The 14,077-nt window shown below is 69.0% G+C and carries 14 protein-coding genes and 1 pseudogene; 10 read left to right on the top strand and 5 right to left on the bottom strand.

Going from position 1 to position 14,077, the window contains the following annotated elements:
- The coding region (locus tag AB0J09_RS36820; protein ID WP_360701320.1) for a site-specific integrase at nt 1–374 on the bottom strand (374 nt) is incomplete at its 3' end.
- Nucleotides 375–524: 150 nt separating this feature from the next.
- Here AB0J09_RS36820 and AB0J09_RS36815 point away from each other — a divergent pair.
- Nucleotides 525–1,667, top strand: coding sequence for a hypothetical protein (locus tag AB0J09_RS36815; protein ID WP_360701317.1), 1,143 nt, complete (start codon nt 525–527; stop codon nt 1,665–1,667).
- A gap of 638 nt (nt 1,668–2,305) precedes the next feature.
- Here the strand turns inward: AB0J09_RS36815 and AB0J09_RS36810 are convergent.
- A complete protein-coding gene (locus AB0J09_RS36810) occupies nt 2,306–2,674 on the bottom strand; it encodes a hypothetical protein (protein WP_360701314.1) in 369 nt (122 codons plus the stop codon).
- 192 nt (nt 2,675–2,866) lie between these two features.
- Complete coding sequence (locus AB0J09_RS36805; protein ID WP_360701311.1) at nt 2,867–3,799, bottom strand: aldo/keto reductase; 933 nt, start codon at nt 3,797–3,799, stop codon at nt 2,867–2,869.
- Between the two features lie 161 nt (nt 3,800–3,960).
- Between AB0J09_RS36805 and AB0J09_RS36800 the strand changes: the two genes are divergently transcribed.
- On the top strand, nt 3,961–4,878 hold the full coding sequence (locus tag AB0J09_RS36800; RefSeq protein ID WP_360701308.1) for a helix-turn-helix transcriptional regulator: 918 nt from the start codon (nt 3,961–3,963) through the stop codon (nt 4,876–4,878).
- Nucleotides 4,879–5,059: 181 nt separating this feature from the next.
- On the opposite strand, the pseudogene AB0J09_RS36795 reads toward AB0J09_RS36800, so the two are convergent.
- Nucleotides 5,060–5,828: pseudogene (locus AB0J09_RS36795) on the bottom strand (IS5 family transposase); the annotation flags it as partial.
- Nucleotides 5,829–5,994: 166 nt separating this feature from the next.
- Between AB0J09_RS36795 and AB0J09_RS36790 the strand changes: the two are divergent.
- Nucleotides 5,995–6,930 carry a tyrosine-type recombinase/integrase gene (locus tag AB0J09_RS36790; protein WP_360701305.1) on the top strand — a complete coding sequence of 312 codons (936 nt, stop codon included), beginning with the start codon at nt 5,995–5,997 and terminating at the stop codon, nt 6,928–6,930.
- Between the two features lie 305 nt (nt 6,931–7,235).
- Here AB0J09_RS36790 and AB0J09_RS36785 read toward each other — a convergent pair whose 3' ends face one another.
- Complete coding sequence (locus tag AB0J09_RS36785; RefSeq protein WP_360701302.1) at nt 7,236–8,249, bottom strand: helix-turn-helix domain-containing protein; 1,014 nt, start codon at nt 8,247–8,249, stop codon at nt 7,236–7,238.
- 122 nt (nt 8,250–8,371) lie between these two features.
- Between AB0J09_RS36785 and AB0J09_RS36780 the strand changes: the two genes are divergently transcribed.
- The 7 genes from AB0J09_RS36780 to AB0J09_RS36750 all read left to right on the top strand — a co-directional run.
- A complete protein-coding gene (locus AB0J09_RS36780; protein WP_360701299.1) occupies nt 8,372–9,337 on the top strand; it encodes an NADP-dependent oxidoreductase in 966 nt (321 codons plus the stop codon).
- Nucleotides 9,338–9,472: 135 nt separating this feature from the next.
- Complete coding sequence (locus AB0J09_RS36775; RefSeq protein ID WP_360701326.1) at nt 9,473–9,958, top strand: hypothetical protein; 486 nt, start codon at nt 9,473–9,475, stop codon at nt 9,956–9,958.
- Nucleotides 9,889–10,455: a recombinase family protein gene (locus tag AB0J09_RS36770; protein ID WP_360701323.1), complete on the top strand. Its 567-nt coding sequence runs from the start codon at nt 9,889–9,891 to the stop codon at nt 10,453–10,455. Before AB0J09_RS36775 ends, AB0J09_RS36770 begins: the two co-directional genes overlap by 70 nt.
- Before the next feature lie 342 nt (nt 10,456–10,797).
- Nucleotides 10,798–11,043, top strand: coding sequence for a Tn3 family transposase (locus AB0J09_RS36765; protein ID WP_360701296.1), 246 nt, complete (start codon nt 10,798–10,800; stop codon nt 11,041–11,043).
- Nucleotides 11,044–11,055: 12 nt separating this feature from the next.
- Nucleotides 11,056–11,238 (top strand): hypothetical protein, encoded by a 183-nt coding sequence (locus tag AB0J09_RS36760; protein WP_360701293.1) that lies wholly within the window; start codon nt 11,056–11,058, stop codon nt 11,236–11,238.
- 101 nt (nt 11,239–11,339) lie between these two features.
- Complete coding sequence (locus AB0J09_RS36755; protein WP_360701291.1) at nt 11,340–13,799, top strand: xanthine dehydrogenase family protein molybdopterin-binding subunit; 2,460 nt, start codon at nt 11,340–11,342, stop codon at nt 13,797–13,799.
- Nucleotides 13,796–14,077: FAD binding domain-containing protein (locus tag AB0J09_RS36750; protein ID WP_360701288.1), on the top strand; the 282-nt coding region annotated here is incomplete at its 3' end. The genes AB0J09_RS36755 and AB0J09_RS36750, both read left to right, overlap by 4 nt.

Genomic DNA, 14,077 nt, shown 5'->3' with positions numbered 1-14,077 from the left:
CGGGCGGATTCGGTGGCGGGTCGTCCGGTGTGGCCGGCCAGGCGGTGCATGGTGCGCACGGCGGCGATGGCCTGTTCGATGCTGGCCGGGGCCTGTCCCGCCTCGCACAGCTGAGAGGTGTATTCGGCCAGGGTGTGCGCGGTGGCGGGCAGGCTGATGCGGCCGTGGTCGGCGCACCAGGCGGTGAAGACTGCCCATTGGCGGGCGTAGGCGCGGCGGGTGTTGGCGGGCACGCCGTCGGCGATCCGGGCCTGGGTGCCGGCGCTGAGGGTGTAGTCGGCGGCGGTGTGCGCCGCGGCATTTTCTGGAAGCGCGAAAATCGGCGGCCGCTCCCCCGCCGCCGGGGCCGGCAGCGCCTGTCCGTCGTCGTCCACGCCCGTCTCCCGCCCGCGTCCGGCGCGTCTGTACACCGGGTTTCTGGCCCGCGATAAGGAAGGTTATCACGGACCAGCGCTCTCTGTTGTAGCGTTCGCGAACGCACGAAACAGATACGTTCGAACGATGCGAACGCTAAACTGCGACCTGTGGTAGACGATCAGGAAACTGTGGTGGCAAGCATTCCGGCCGAGACTGGCCAGACGGTCGAGAACGGGACGGACCGGCAGGAAGCGGAGCCGCGATGCGCCGGGCCTGGCTGTGCCAAGGCTTTGCCCGGGCGTAGCAGCCGCGCCAAGTACTGCAGCGACGCCTGCCGCGCCGCGGCCTACCGGGCGCGTACCACCGTGCACACCGCGCCGGTCGCCAACGCGCTGCTGCGTGCTCAAGATCTGGTTGCACCGCTACTGGCCGCCGGTGAGCAATGGCAGGCCGCTCAGGACGGGCTGCGCGCTCAGCTGGCTGAGCTGAGCACCGGTGCGCTGGCCCAGGTGGAGGCCGCCGAACAGGCCGCCGAGGAGGCCCGCGCCGCCGCGGCGGCCGCCGAGCAACGCGCCACCGCCGCGCTCAACACCGCCTCCGCCAGGATCACCACCGCCGAGCAGGTGCAACAACAGGCCGAGAGCGCCCGCGACCGCGCCGAAGAACGCGAACAGGACGCCTGGCGCCAGGTCGGTGAGCACCAGTCCGCCCGCACCCAGGCTGAGCAGGCCGCCGACGACGCTGCTGCCAAGCAGCACCAGGCCGAGACAGACCGCGACGCCGCCCGGCAGCGGACCGCCCAGCTCACCGAGCTGCACACCGCCGCCGTCACCTGTATCACCGAACTCGAACGGCAGGCTGACGGCCGCCAGCGCGAGCTCGCCGACCTTCGTCGCCAGCTCCAGGAGCAGGAGGCCCGGATCCGCGAGGTCGAACAGGAGCGCGAACAAGCCCGCGGCACCGCGGCAGCGCACGCCGAAGAGGCCGACCGGCTTCGTGTGACGTTGACTGCCGAACAACAGCGGCGGGAGCAGGCGGTCACGGCGGCGGCCGTGGCCGAGCATGCCCGCACCACCGCCGACCATGCCAGAGCCGACGCCGTCGCCGAAACCGAACGGCTGCGCGCTGAGCTCGCCAACCTCACGAACGCGCTAAAGACGGCCCAGCGACAGCGTGAAGAGGCCGTCACCACGGCCGCCGTGGCGCAGGCCCTGCTGAGCGGACAAGCACCTGCAATACAGCTGCATGGTGCGAATGCGGCAACGTCGCCTGCACCTGAGCCTCGCGCACCGATAGTGGGCGACGAGTGAACCGCTTCTCCTCTGCTCACGTCCGCCTAAGCGAAAGAGATAGCGGGTGCATTGCTGGTCTTCCTCGAGGAGAACCTGGCCACGCGTACCAAGTTGCTCAGACGGGCATCCGTGCCGGTTGCCACCTTGGTCACGACCGGCTCCGTAGTTCGGATGCGGGCGCGTCCCTCGGTGTGCCCACCCTCACTGGGCGTGGCCCCTGTTGTGCCAGCGAGACCGCGCCGCTCGGAGTCCCTGATCACCTTCATGTCCGCATGGATCGCGCTGCCCCGCACGCGGGCTCCTGATCGCGCATGATCCGCATGCGGGAAGAAACGCGGGTGTGAGTAGTTGAGGTGCAGAAATCCCGGTGAGAACGATCTTGCGCAGCGGAGGACCCCGGAGTGATCGCCGGGGTCCTCCGCTGGCTCAGGTCCTGGAAAGGCGCCGCTCCAGCTGCCGCCGTACGGGCGGGCTGCACCATTCGCGAGCTGGGACGAAGACTATGCACGAGCAGCCGCGCCGTACGTGGCAGGCCAGGGGCGGCGAGTGCCCGATGCCGCGGTCCGGGTCCGGTGCCTGATGGGACCTGCGAGAGTGTCCGCACCGGCCGCATGTCCTGGTCAGGAGGTCGCTGGCGGTCTTCGTGTTGATGGGGATCACTGGGTGTCTCCGTTCCGGGCCTGCGCGAGCAGTTGGGCGACCACGTCATGTGAGCCGTCCTCGCTCTGGCGTGCCAGGTCGTCCAGCACATCGTCGCCGTTGAGGATCTGTACGGTGAGCTGTTCCATCAGCTCCGAGTTGGTGCCGCTGCCGGGAGCGGTGATGCGGGCGCGGACCGGGCGGCGGGGGCCGACGACGTGTGCGCCGTCGGACGCGGCGGTTTCCTCGGCTTCGGCGAGGGCCCGGTACAGCGAGGCGACCGAGGGGTGGCGGCCGGCGTTCTTGCCCGTCTTGATGGTGAGCTTCTTCGCGATGTCGGGGACGGGGACGCCCTTGTTCTTCATTGCGACGGCGAAGGTGAGCATGTCGTCGTCGATGACCTTGGGGCGTCCGCCGTGGTTGCCCTTGGCGGCGGCGGTCTGCTGCCTGACTCCTCGGGCGGATTCCGGATAGTGCTCATCCAGAACGACGGGGGCTGCCCGGAGTGGGGCGGCGACGCCGGGCGAGCGTGCCGTGCGGCTGGCCGCAGGCGTCTTGGAGGAGTCCGACGACTGCTACTACATTTCGTGCTCCCACCAGCCGCGCGTGTCGACGTCTGCGGCATCCGCCAGCGCCTCCAGTTCCGCGATCTCCGCATCGGCGAGCTCGATGCCGCGAGCTCGGACCAACCCGTCGATGTAACCCGCCTTCGTGACCCCGATGATCGGGGTGGTCCCCTTGGCGATGGCCCAGGCGGTGGCGACATCGGCGGCGGACGCACCTCGATCCTCGCCGATCGCCCCCATCCGGTCCGTCAGCGCCTGCAGTCGGTGCAGGATGCCGTTGTACACGGCCGCCCGGCTGCTGCCCTCCGGCAACGGATTGGCCGGATTGTACCTGCCGGTCAGCGCTCCTTGCTCGAGGACCATGTAGGAAAAGAACCGCACGTCGTGCTCGCGGCAGTAATCGAGGATGCCCGCGCGCTCAGAGCCCCGGTACAGGAGGCTGAAATGGTTCTGGACCGCCTCCACGCGGAAGCCGGCCTCGCCGAGGATCCGATCGGCAAGAGCGATCTCCTCCATGTTGTGGTTCGAGACGCCGACATGCTTGATTTTGCCGCTCCCCAGCAGCGGGATCAGAGGCGGCGTCCATCGTGCCACGTCGGCGGCATTATGGATCCAGAACAGATCCACATAGTCCGTGCCCATTCGGTCGAGGCTCTGCTCCAGCATGTCCGCGACCGGATCGTCGCCGTCGCCCGCGATCTGCGGGGTGAACTTCGTCGATAGCTTGTACTCGCTGCGGTCATAGCCCGCCAGTGCCTGGGCGAGGACCGTCTCCGAGCGGCCCATGCCGTACGCCACGGCGGTGTCCCACAAGGTGAACCCGTTCGACTGCGCCTTCTCGACGACCTCTCGCAGACCGGACTCGCTCAACCGGCTTCCGAAGTAGCCGTCGCCTGGCTGGCCGCTGTCTCCCCAGGCCCACGTGCCCAACGCCACCGCCGGCACAGTCAGCGTGTTGCTCGTCATGTCTTACCTCCGTCGCTCTGGGTTCGTGTCGGAACGTTCGATCCCAGGAGACCGCGATCGCCGCCACCGGAGAAGGTCGCGTTTATGGGGGTATAACCTCAGCCCCCCTCGCGCCATGACCAGCGGCTACCCTGAATGACATGGACCAACAGCCCGGAAGCCGCGGCGAAATCCGGGACTTCCTTACCAGTCGACGCGCCAGAATCACCCCGGCGCAGGCCGGACTGCCGACCAGCGCCCGTCGCCGGGTCGCCGGGCTGCGGCGCGAGGAGGTCGCCGTCCTCGCCGGCGTGAGCACGGAGTGGTACACGCGGCTGGAGAAGGGTCACATCGGCGGCGTGTCCGAAGTTGTCCTCGACGCGGTTGCTCGCGCCCTGCGACTGGACGACGACGAACGCACCTATCTGTTCGACCTGGCCCGGTCATCGCGGCACGTCAGTCGCACGCCGACGCGTCGCACGGACGTCGAGGTCCCGCCCCGGGTCCAGTGGCTGCTCGACTCCATGACGATGTCCTCGGCGTTCGTACGCAACGGCCGCACGGACATCGTGGCCAGCAACCCGCTGGCCCGGACCCTACTCGCACCGATGTTCGACAGCGCCACCGCCGACAAGCGCGGCCGCCCGAACATCGCCCGCTATATCTTCCTCGATCTCGGTGCACATGACTTCTTCGTCGACTGGGACGCCGCCGGCGTCGCCACCGCCGCACTGCTGCGTGCCGAGGTCGGGCGTGAGCCTCGCGACCGGGCACTGCGCGAACTCGTCGGCGAGCTGTCCACCCTCAGCCCCGAGTTTCGCAGCCGATGGGCCGCGCACGACGTTCTGATGCGCCACGACGGCGTCAAACGGCTCCAGCACCCCGAGGTCGGCCACCTGGAACTGGCCTTCCAGTCCCTCGACCTGCACCTGTCGGACCGAGCCGTGCACGACCTGATCATCTACACCGCCGAACCCGGCACCGCATCCGAGGACCGGCTCAAACTCCTCGCCATCTGGGCAGCTACGCAATCTCGGGCGGCACAGCCCACCCGCCACTCCCCTCAGCCCGGGCCCTAGAGCACGGCATCGGCCCATTCCCGCCGCACCGTAATGCGGCTACCATGCAGGTCGAGAAAGGGAGGGGCGGCAGTGTCGCTGATCCACGAGGCCGGCAACGTTTCACAATTGCAGGGTCGAGGCACTGGCGGCATCGTCTTAGACCGTGTCTTGATTGGTGATCAATCGTTGGGTTGATCATGGCGATAGCGACGAAGGACGCGAAGTGGTCGGCCAGGCGTTCGTAGCGGCGATGTAGGCGGCGACAGCCGGCCAGCCAGGAGACCGTTCGTTCGACCACCCAGCGGTACTGGCCCAGGCGCTGGCTGGATTCATCCCGCGGCGGGCGATGCGCGGGATGGTGCCGCGCCCGCGCAGGAAGGTGCGCAGGTGCGGGTAGTCGTAGCCCTTGTCACCGTGCAGTTTGCCCGGTCGGCGACGGCGCGGGCCGCGGCGGGAGCGGATAGGCGGGATGCTGCGCACCAGCGGCTCCAGTCCCAGGCTGTCGTGGGTGTTGGCCGCGCTGATTGCGACAGAGATCGGCAATCCGGTCCGATCGGTGATGAGATGGGTCTTCGACCCTTTCTTGCCGCGATCGACAGGATTCGGGCCTGTCAGTTCCCCCCTTTGACGGCCCGTACGCTGACCGAGTCGATCGCACAGCGCGACCAGTCCAACTGCCCGCGCGAGCCGAGCTCATCGAGCAGGACGCGATACAGCTTGGCCCACACCCGGGCGCCGCTCCACTCGGCGAAACGGCGGTGCACCGTTTGCCAGGAGGCACCGAAGACCGGCGGGAGCTGCCGCCAGGTGCACCCCGTGGTGGCCACGAACACGATCGCCGCCAAGATCAAGCGGTCATCGGCCCGCCGCCGGCCGCCACCCTGCGGCCGGATCGGTGACGGTGGCACCACTCGCTGAAACAGCTCCCACAACTCGTCAGGAACCAGCCGATCCACGAACGCATCCATGATCAACCCAACGATTGATCACCAATCAAGACACGGTCTTAGATAACTTCTGTTATCTGGCAATATAGCGATCAAGCATCGGGCGCGAGCTGGACGACCACTGCCCGTCGCGAGGGCTTCGTTTCCCGGTTATCTGGCAACCTGGCGGATGATGGAGGTCGGTACAGTGGATCCGGTCATCGCCGAGCAGCTCGGCCGCGCCCACCCGCTCGCCCGCCATCTCGACGACTTCCTCACCGATCTGGCCAACGCCGGCGCCTCCGCGCACACCGGGCGCGCCTACCGCGGTGACCTGATCGCCTTCGCCGCGCACCATGGCGAGGAGATCGGCGCACTGTCCGCCGCGTCGGTTCGCGCGTTCCTGGCCGAGCTCGCCGACCTGTCACCAGCCAGCCATAAGCGCAAGCGCGCCGCCGTGGCTTCCTTCGCCAAGTGGGCCGTCCGGCACGATCTGCTGCAGGCCAACCCGATGGGCCGGATCGACACCGTCAAGGTGCCCAAGACGCTGCCCCGCCCCGCCGCGGCCGCCGACGTCGCCAAGGTCCTGGCCGCGATCTGCACCCGGCGGCCGCGTAAGGACCTGCCGCTGGACCGGCTGCGCGATCGGGTGCTGTTCGAGACCGCCTACGTGTGCGGCGCCCGCGCCTCGGAGGTGTGCGGCCTGTACGTCGAAGACCTGGACCTGCGGCTGGACGACGAACACGTCCGCGTCCACGGCAAGGGCGGCAGCGTCCGCACCGTACTGCTGGACGACCGCGGCTACGTCGCCCTGCTCAAGCTCTACCTGGCCCGCGCCGGCTACACCGCCGGGCCGCTGTTCCGCGCGTCCATCAACGGCCGCGGCGGACCGCTGTACTACGATGCCGCCCACCACCGCTGGCAGAGTTACTGCGCACAAGCCGGGGTCGAGATCGACATCCACCAGCTGCGCCAAGCTCACGCCACCGAACTGATCAACGCCGGGGTGTCCACCGAGGCCGTGCGCCGCCGCCTCGGCCGCGCTTCTGCCGAGACCACCCAGCTGTACGCACTGCTGGACGACAAGGTCGCCGACGCCGAGATCCGCGCCGCCCGCCGACGCCGCGACCAAGCGATCCACTGACGACAAACCGCTCGGGCCCATCGCACCCTCTTGTGCCATCAGCGCAGGTCAGAGATGGGTTCGTTGGATTATCCGCGATTGTTACGAGGACCCCCAGACTGTCGGGTTGCACGCGTGTCCGAAAGTGCGCGTCGCGAATCGGCCATTGGGCCCCTTGCACATTGGTGCGCTGTTTCCCCCAGCGCCTCAAGACCCTCGACCCCACCTGCGAGGTTCCGCCCGCTGGTCTGCTGGCGGCCGCCGCTCGCAGACCGACCCCTTACCTCTCTTCACCGACATCCGCGACCAGCCGGGCCACGGTGCAATTACGGGCGGTCGGGGCGAACTTGCGGCAGCTCAGCAGCGTGCTCGGGCGGCGATTCGTGCGTGTGGAAGGTGCGCCGATAGGCCATCGGCGAGACGCCGATCGCCGCGTGCAGGTGGTGGCGGAGCGAGGATGTCGTGCCAAAGCCGGTCTGGTGGGCGATGAGGTCCACGGGCAGGTCGCTCGCCTCCAGCAGATGACGGGCCCTGTCCACGCGCTGCCGGATCAGCCACTGCCCCGGCGGCATGCCGACCTCCTCGTGGAAACGGCGGATGAACGTGCGTACACTCATCCGCGCATGCGCGGCCAACTCCGGCAGCGGCAGCGACTCATGAAGGCGTTCCAGGGCCCAGGTGCGGGTGCGCGCGGTACTGGCCGTCGACGGCGCCGGCACGGGCCGTTCGATGTACTGCGCCTGGCCGCCCTCGCGCCATGGCGGGACAACACAGCCACGAGCCACCTGGTTCGTCACCTCGCTGCCGTGGTCGCGGCGGACAAGGTGCAGGCACAAGTCCACCCCGGCCGCCGCACCCGCCGAGGTCAGCACATCGCCATCGTCGACGAACAGCACGTCAGGATCCACCCGTACACGGGGGAAGAGCCGCTGGAAGTGTTCGGCATGGCCCCAGTGGGTGGTCGCCGGACGGCCGTCGAGCAGACCCATCGCCGCCAGCACGTACGAGCCGACGCAGATCGACACCATGCGGGTGCTCGGCCGCACTGTCGCGAGCGCGGCGCGGAGCGGGTCAGGCAGCCGTCCCAGCTCGTGGATCATCCCGGCACCGTAAGCGGCGGGGATGATCAGGGTGTCCGCCGTGGCGAGGGATTCGGCTCCATGCTCGACGGCGATGGTGAAGTCCGCCGTGGTCCGTACGGGGCGGCCGTCGACGGTGCAGGTGATGACTTCGTACAGCGGTTCGCCGTCCGGTCCCTCGGCGGTGCCGAAGACGCGGGACGGGATGCTCAGCTCGAACGGGATCACGCCGTCGAGGGCGAGTACGACGACGCGATGCATGGCGTGATCCTTGCGCACAATGGCAATCATGCCACTTTTTCCGGACCTGTTCATCGCGGAGGCTGGTCACCGGCGCTGCAGTCGGCGGCGCACTCATCCCGGCATAAACGGAGCCTTCTCTCATGAGCGAAGACACAACGACGGCGGCACGGATGCGCGCGATCATTCAGGAGTCTGCGGGCGGCCCTGAGGTGCTGACGCTGGCCGAGGTAGACCGTCCTGAGCCGATGCCGACGGAGGTCCTGGTCCGGGTGCACGCGGCCGGCGTCAACCCGACGGACTGGAAGTCACGGACGCACGGCAGGCTGCTGGGCGATCCGCCCGCCATCCTCGGCTGGGATGTGTCCGGGGTGGTCGAGGCGGTGGGCCTTGGGGTCACCCGCTTCCGGCCGGGTGACGAGGTCTTCGGCATGCCGCGCTTCCCGCATAAGGCGGGCGGCTACGCGGAGTACGTGACCGCCCCGTCACGACACTTCACTCGTAAGCCGGCCGGCCTCGACCACGTGCACGCCGCGGCGCTGCCACTGGCGGCGCTCACCGCGTGGCAGGTTCTCTACGACACCGCGAACGTGCAGCCGGGCCAGCGCGTGTTGATCCATGCCGCAGCCGGCGGGGTCGGCCATCTGGCCGTGCAGCTCGCCAAGCATCTCGGCGCGTACGTGATCGGTACCGCTCGTACGCGCAAGCACGCCTTGGTACGTGAGCTGGGCGCCGACGACGTGATCGACTACACCGAGAGGGACTTCGCCGAGACGGTCCGCGACGTCGACCTGGTCATCGACAGCATCGGTGGCGACTATGGGGTGCGTTCCCTGCGGACGCTGCGAGACGGTGGCACCCTTGTCCGGCTCGCTTCGGAGCCTGACGAGGACCTCCTTCGGCAGGCCGGGGAGCGCGGCATCTGGGCGGGCTCCCTCCTCGTCGAGCCCGACAACGCCGCGATGGCAACGATCGCCAAGCTTGTCGATACGGGGCGGCTGCGCGTCGAGGTCGACACCGTCCTGCCGTTCGAGCAGGCGGGCAAGGCTCACGAGCTCGGCGAGACCGGCCATACCACCGGAAAGATCGTGCTCACGGTCGCAGGATGACCCGCACCGGCGGCAGGTCCCCGGGGTGGAAGTTCAGAATCCCTTCTGTCGTGCGAAGTGATGCGACCGGCCGATCAAACAGGGCCAGCAAGCTCAGGAGGCTCAAGGAGCGAGCAGCCGCCCGGCATCTGACAAGTGGCTGGTTCTCATAAATGCGACCGGTCGGACGCCGACGACGTCGAACAGCACGCCTGTCCGAAGTGTGACGCGCAGCCCGGTTCGCCGTGCCGCTCGCGCGGCGGCGCGATCGCCTCCGCCTACCACACGCGCCGCTTCACCCTGCTGCCCCGCCTGAAGAAGGCACTGCGGGTTCCCACCCCCGCCGACCGCGGCCCGGGCCGACCGTGGCGCCCCGGCACCCCGCCGCCGGCGCCGATCGACCCGGACCTGCCGAGCGCGGACATCCGCATCGGGTACGCCCGCTGCTCGACCCTCGGGCAGGAACTCGACTCCCAGCTCTACGCGCTCAGCAAGCACGGCATCCCGAGGGACAAGATCTTCATCGAGAAGATCAGCACCCGCGTCCGCGACGGCCGAAGTTCGAGGAGGCGCTGCGGACCGCGCGGGAGGTCAAGGCGCACGCCCCGCACTGCCGGGTCATCTTCACCGTGTACGAGATGAAGCGGCTCGGCCGCGCCGCCGCCGAACTCACCGCCCTGGCGGACCGTCTCACCGCCCACGGCCTGGTCCTGGAGATGCTCGCCGGGCCCCTGCCCGGCATCTACGACCCCACCGGCCCCGGCAAGCTGCTGTTCGCGTTCTTCGCGGCGATGGCGGAGACCGAGCGGGAGAACATCCGCGAGTCCACGTTGGAGGGGCTCGACACCGCGGCCCGCAAGGGCAAGCACGGCGGCCGGCCGCCGGTCATCACCGACGACATGCTGCACACCGTGCTGCGGCGCCGCGCGCTCGGGGAGTCCGTCGAGCAGATCCAGCCCGACCTGTTCATCCCCACCGGCAAGTGCAAGGGACAGAACCCCCTCGGTGGCCAGCGTCTACCGGGCGCTCGCCGAACACGCCAAGCGCGAGGCGTACCCCGAAGCGGTCGAGGCGGCCCGCGCCGACTTCGCCGCCCTCCAGGCCGGCGAAGTCCCCGGACCCCGCCTCGCTCTCCCTGACCGAGCGTCACTCTGATTACAGAGAGCTACTTGTCACTTCGCCGTAGCTTCGGGAGAACAGGGCCTACAAACTGATCCCTGAGCCCGCTGCGTGGGGCGATAATCGGGCGAAATTGTTACGTAGAGCGAATCTTCTGCGACATAGAGCGACCTTCCGGTAGCAACGGTGGTTATCCAAGCCCCATCGCCAACGGAAGGTCTGCCGCCGTTGTATGCCACCGCTCCCATCGCTGTCTCCCATAACGAAGAAACTGCCTGCGCATGCGTGGCCTGCCGGTACGGCCGGGGAGCCGATCACCCGATCCGGGCGCCCCGCTACACCACCGACATGAGCGACAAAGAATGGCAGGTCATCGAGCCGCTGATGCCCTGGCCAGCCTGGTTACACGGCAACGGTGGTCGGACCCGGCTTATCGCCGCAAGATCGCCCGCCAATTGAACAAGGGGGAGAGCCTGCACGCGCTGCGCCGAGACCTGCACTATGCCCAGCAGGGCGCCGTCACCAAGCCGGCCTTGGCCGATCAGACCGATCAGGCGTGGTGTTTGACCGTTTTGACCAACTCTGTCATCACCTGGACGACCGAGTAGTATTCGCTGGCCATGCAGCAGTTGCGGGTGGCCGGTCGGGACGTTCCCGACGAGCTGCTGGCTCACATCTCCCCGGCGCACAGTGAGAACGTCAACTTCTTCGGCGTCATCACCGTGGACGTGGAGGCGGAGCTGGCCAAGCTGGACGGTGGCGGCTGGAGACCGCTGCGCCCGGCGACTGCGGCTGTGATGTGACCCGCCAGGACCGGGAGGAGCCAACCAAGCCCCCGTCGGTACGGGTCAGGCAAAATTGGCTCGAAGTCTTCCCAAGGCTATCGAGGCCTCTTCGAGCTGACATGTACCGTCGAATCCGGACCAGCTCGCTCTGTGCACCAATGATCCGCGCCGACATGGCGGGTCGGAAACAGATATTCGATTCTTATTCGTGTCGAAAAATGCAATCTGGCCAACCTTGGAACCCGTGCGGAGCGGAGGTCTCGGTTGTGGAGCATTGGTCGAGGCGTGAGGACGAACGGCTGCTCACCGGCGCTGGCCGCTATGTCGCCGATATGCACGTGCCGGGTTGTCTGGACGCCGCTTTCGTGAGAAGCGATGTCGCGCACGGCATATTGCGCGAGGTGGACTGCTCTGCCGCGCGGGAGGTGCCGGGCGTGGTGGGTGCCTGGTCTGCCGCGGATCTCGAGGATCTGCCCGAGTGTCCGCGGTCGGCCGCCGCGTTGCAGGATCTGCCTCCGGTTCCGTACACGCTGCTGGCCAAGCTGTCCACGGAAGAGGCCGTGGCCGGCCGGGAGTGGCCGGTGCTGGTCAAGGATCGGGTGCGGTACCCGGGTGAGGCGCTGGCGGTGGTCGTGGGCGAGGACCGCCACCGGGCCGAGGACGGGGCCGCCGTGGTCGTGGTCCGGATCGACCGGCTGCCGGCGGTGGTGTCGCCGTCGGCCGCGGCGGCTGACTCCGTTCGCCTGTTCGACTGCCTGAGCAACATCGCGTTCCAAGGGGAGGCCGGGGAGCCGATCGAGGAGTCGGTGTGGCGGGAGGCGGCGGTCGTGGTGGAGGCACGGTATCGCCAGCAACTGCTGATGCCCACGCCGATGGAGTGCCGGGCCATTCTGTGCGTGCCCGAACACGACCGGCTGACCGTGTGGTCGGGGCACCAGATGCCACACCGGTTGCGCCGGGAGCTGGCCGCGTTGCTGGGCTGGCCGGTCGAGCGGATACGGGTGGTGGTGCCGGACACCGGGGGCGCGTTCGGGTCGAAGAGCGCGGCGTTCCCGGAGTTCGTCGCGGTCGTCTTCCTGGCGGTACGGCTCGGCCGTCCCGTTCGATGGGTGGAGGACCGGCTGGAGTCCATGCTGGTCGCCACCCGGGGCCGGGGGCAGGATCAGCGGGTCCGGCTCGCCGCGGACGCCGATGGGCGCCTGCTCGCCTACGAGTTGACCATCGACGCCGACGTGGGCGCCTACCCCCACCTCGGGGTCGGCCTGCCCATGCAGACCGCCTGGATGGCGACCGGGCCGTACACCACGCCCCGGGTTCATGCCAGCGTGCGCTCGGTACTCACCAACACCATGGTGACCTACCCGTATCGAGGCGCGGGCCGGCCGGAGGCCGCTATCGCGCTGGAGCGGTCGATGGACGTGCTGGCCCGGCGGCTGGGAATGGACCCTGCGGAGCTGCGGCGGCGCAACTTCATCTCGCCCGACGACTTCCCGTACCAGACGCCCACTGGGCGGCGCTACGACAGCGGGAACTATGCCGGCGCGCTCGATCTGGCGCTGCAGACCCTCGATTACGACGGGTGGCGGGCCGAACAGGACCGTCGCCGGGCGGATCCTGACGCCCTGCCAGTGGGGATCGGCCTGTCCTGCTACGTGGAGCGCTCCGGAGGCGAACCCGGGGGGCTGCACGAGTTCGTCAGCGTCGAGGCGGGCGAGGACGGCACGTTCACCGCCCGATGCGGCGCCTCCCCCAGCGGCCAGAGCCACGAGACGGTCTTCCCCGCGCTGGTCGCCCAGACCCTTGGCGTGGACGCTGCGCGGGTGCGGCTGGTCGAGGGTGACACCGACGCCCAGCCCGACGGTCTGGGCTCCTTCGCCAGCCGTTCGGCGCAGGTCGACGGAGCGGCGCTGCAGCACGCCGCCACCCTGCTCATCGAGCGGGCGCGCGAGCGGGCCGCGGCCCTGTGGGGGGTGCCGGCGGAGGAGGTGGCGTGGTCCCACGGCACCGTGCACCCCGTCCGGGACGGCTCGGCGGCCATGGATCTGGCCGAACTGGTGAAGGCGACCGGGCCGATGCGTGTGGACGACCGGTTCGAGGCGGGCATGGCGTTCCCGTTCGGCGCCCACGCGGCCGTGATCGAGGTCGATCCGGAGCTGGGCACCGTACGCGTGCTGCGGGTGGTGGCCGTGGACGACTGCGGACGGGTGCTCAACCCCATGGTGGTGCATGGGCAGGCCTTGGGATCGGCCGTGCAGGGCATCGGCCAGGCACTGTATGAGGGCATCCCCTTCGACCAGGACGGCGTTCCGCTGCTGGCCAACGGCTTGCTGGACTACCTGCTGCCGACGTTCACCGAGATCCCGCCCATCGAGATCAGGGACACCTGCACGCCGAGCCCCGGCACACCGCTGGGCGCCAAGGGGGCGGGCGAGTCGGGCTGCATCGGCACGCCGGCGGCGATCGTCAACGCCGTGGCGGACGCGCTGCGCGTCGCCGATCCCGACCTGCTGCAGATGCCGCTCACCCCGGACGTGGTGTGGCGAGCGGCCCGCGCGCCGAAACTGGAGGAGATCCGGTGAAGCCCGCCGCCTTCGACTACGTCGCGCCGCGCACGGTGCGCGAGGCCGTCGACGCGCTCGCCGGCAACGGGCGAAAGGCCCAGGTCCTGGCCGGCGGGCAGAGCCTCATCCTGGAGATGCACCTGCAACGCATCAGCCCTGAACTGGTCGTCGACATCAACCGTGTCGCCGAGCTCGACCACATGGACGTGGACGACCGCACGGTGCGGGTCGGCGCCCTGATCCGCCACGACGTCTTCGAGTCCGGGCAGGCCGTGCCGGGCCCGCTCGGCAGGCTG

This window comes from Nonomuraea sp. NPDC049784 (assembly GCF_040659615.1).
Classification (GTDB): Bacteria; Actinomycetota; Actinomycetes; order Streptosporangiales; family Streptosporangiaceae; genus Nonomuraea.
The sequence above is the reverse complement of the archived record's forward strand: the minus strand, read 5'-3'. Positions and strand labels throughout refer to the sequence as shown.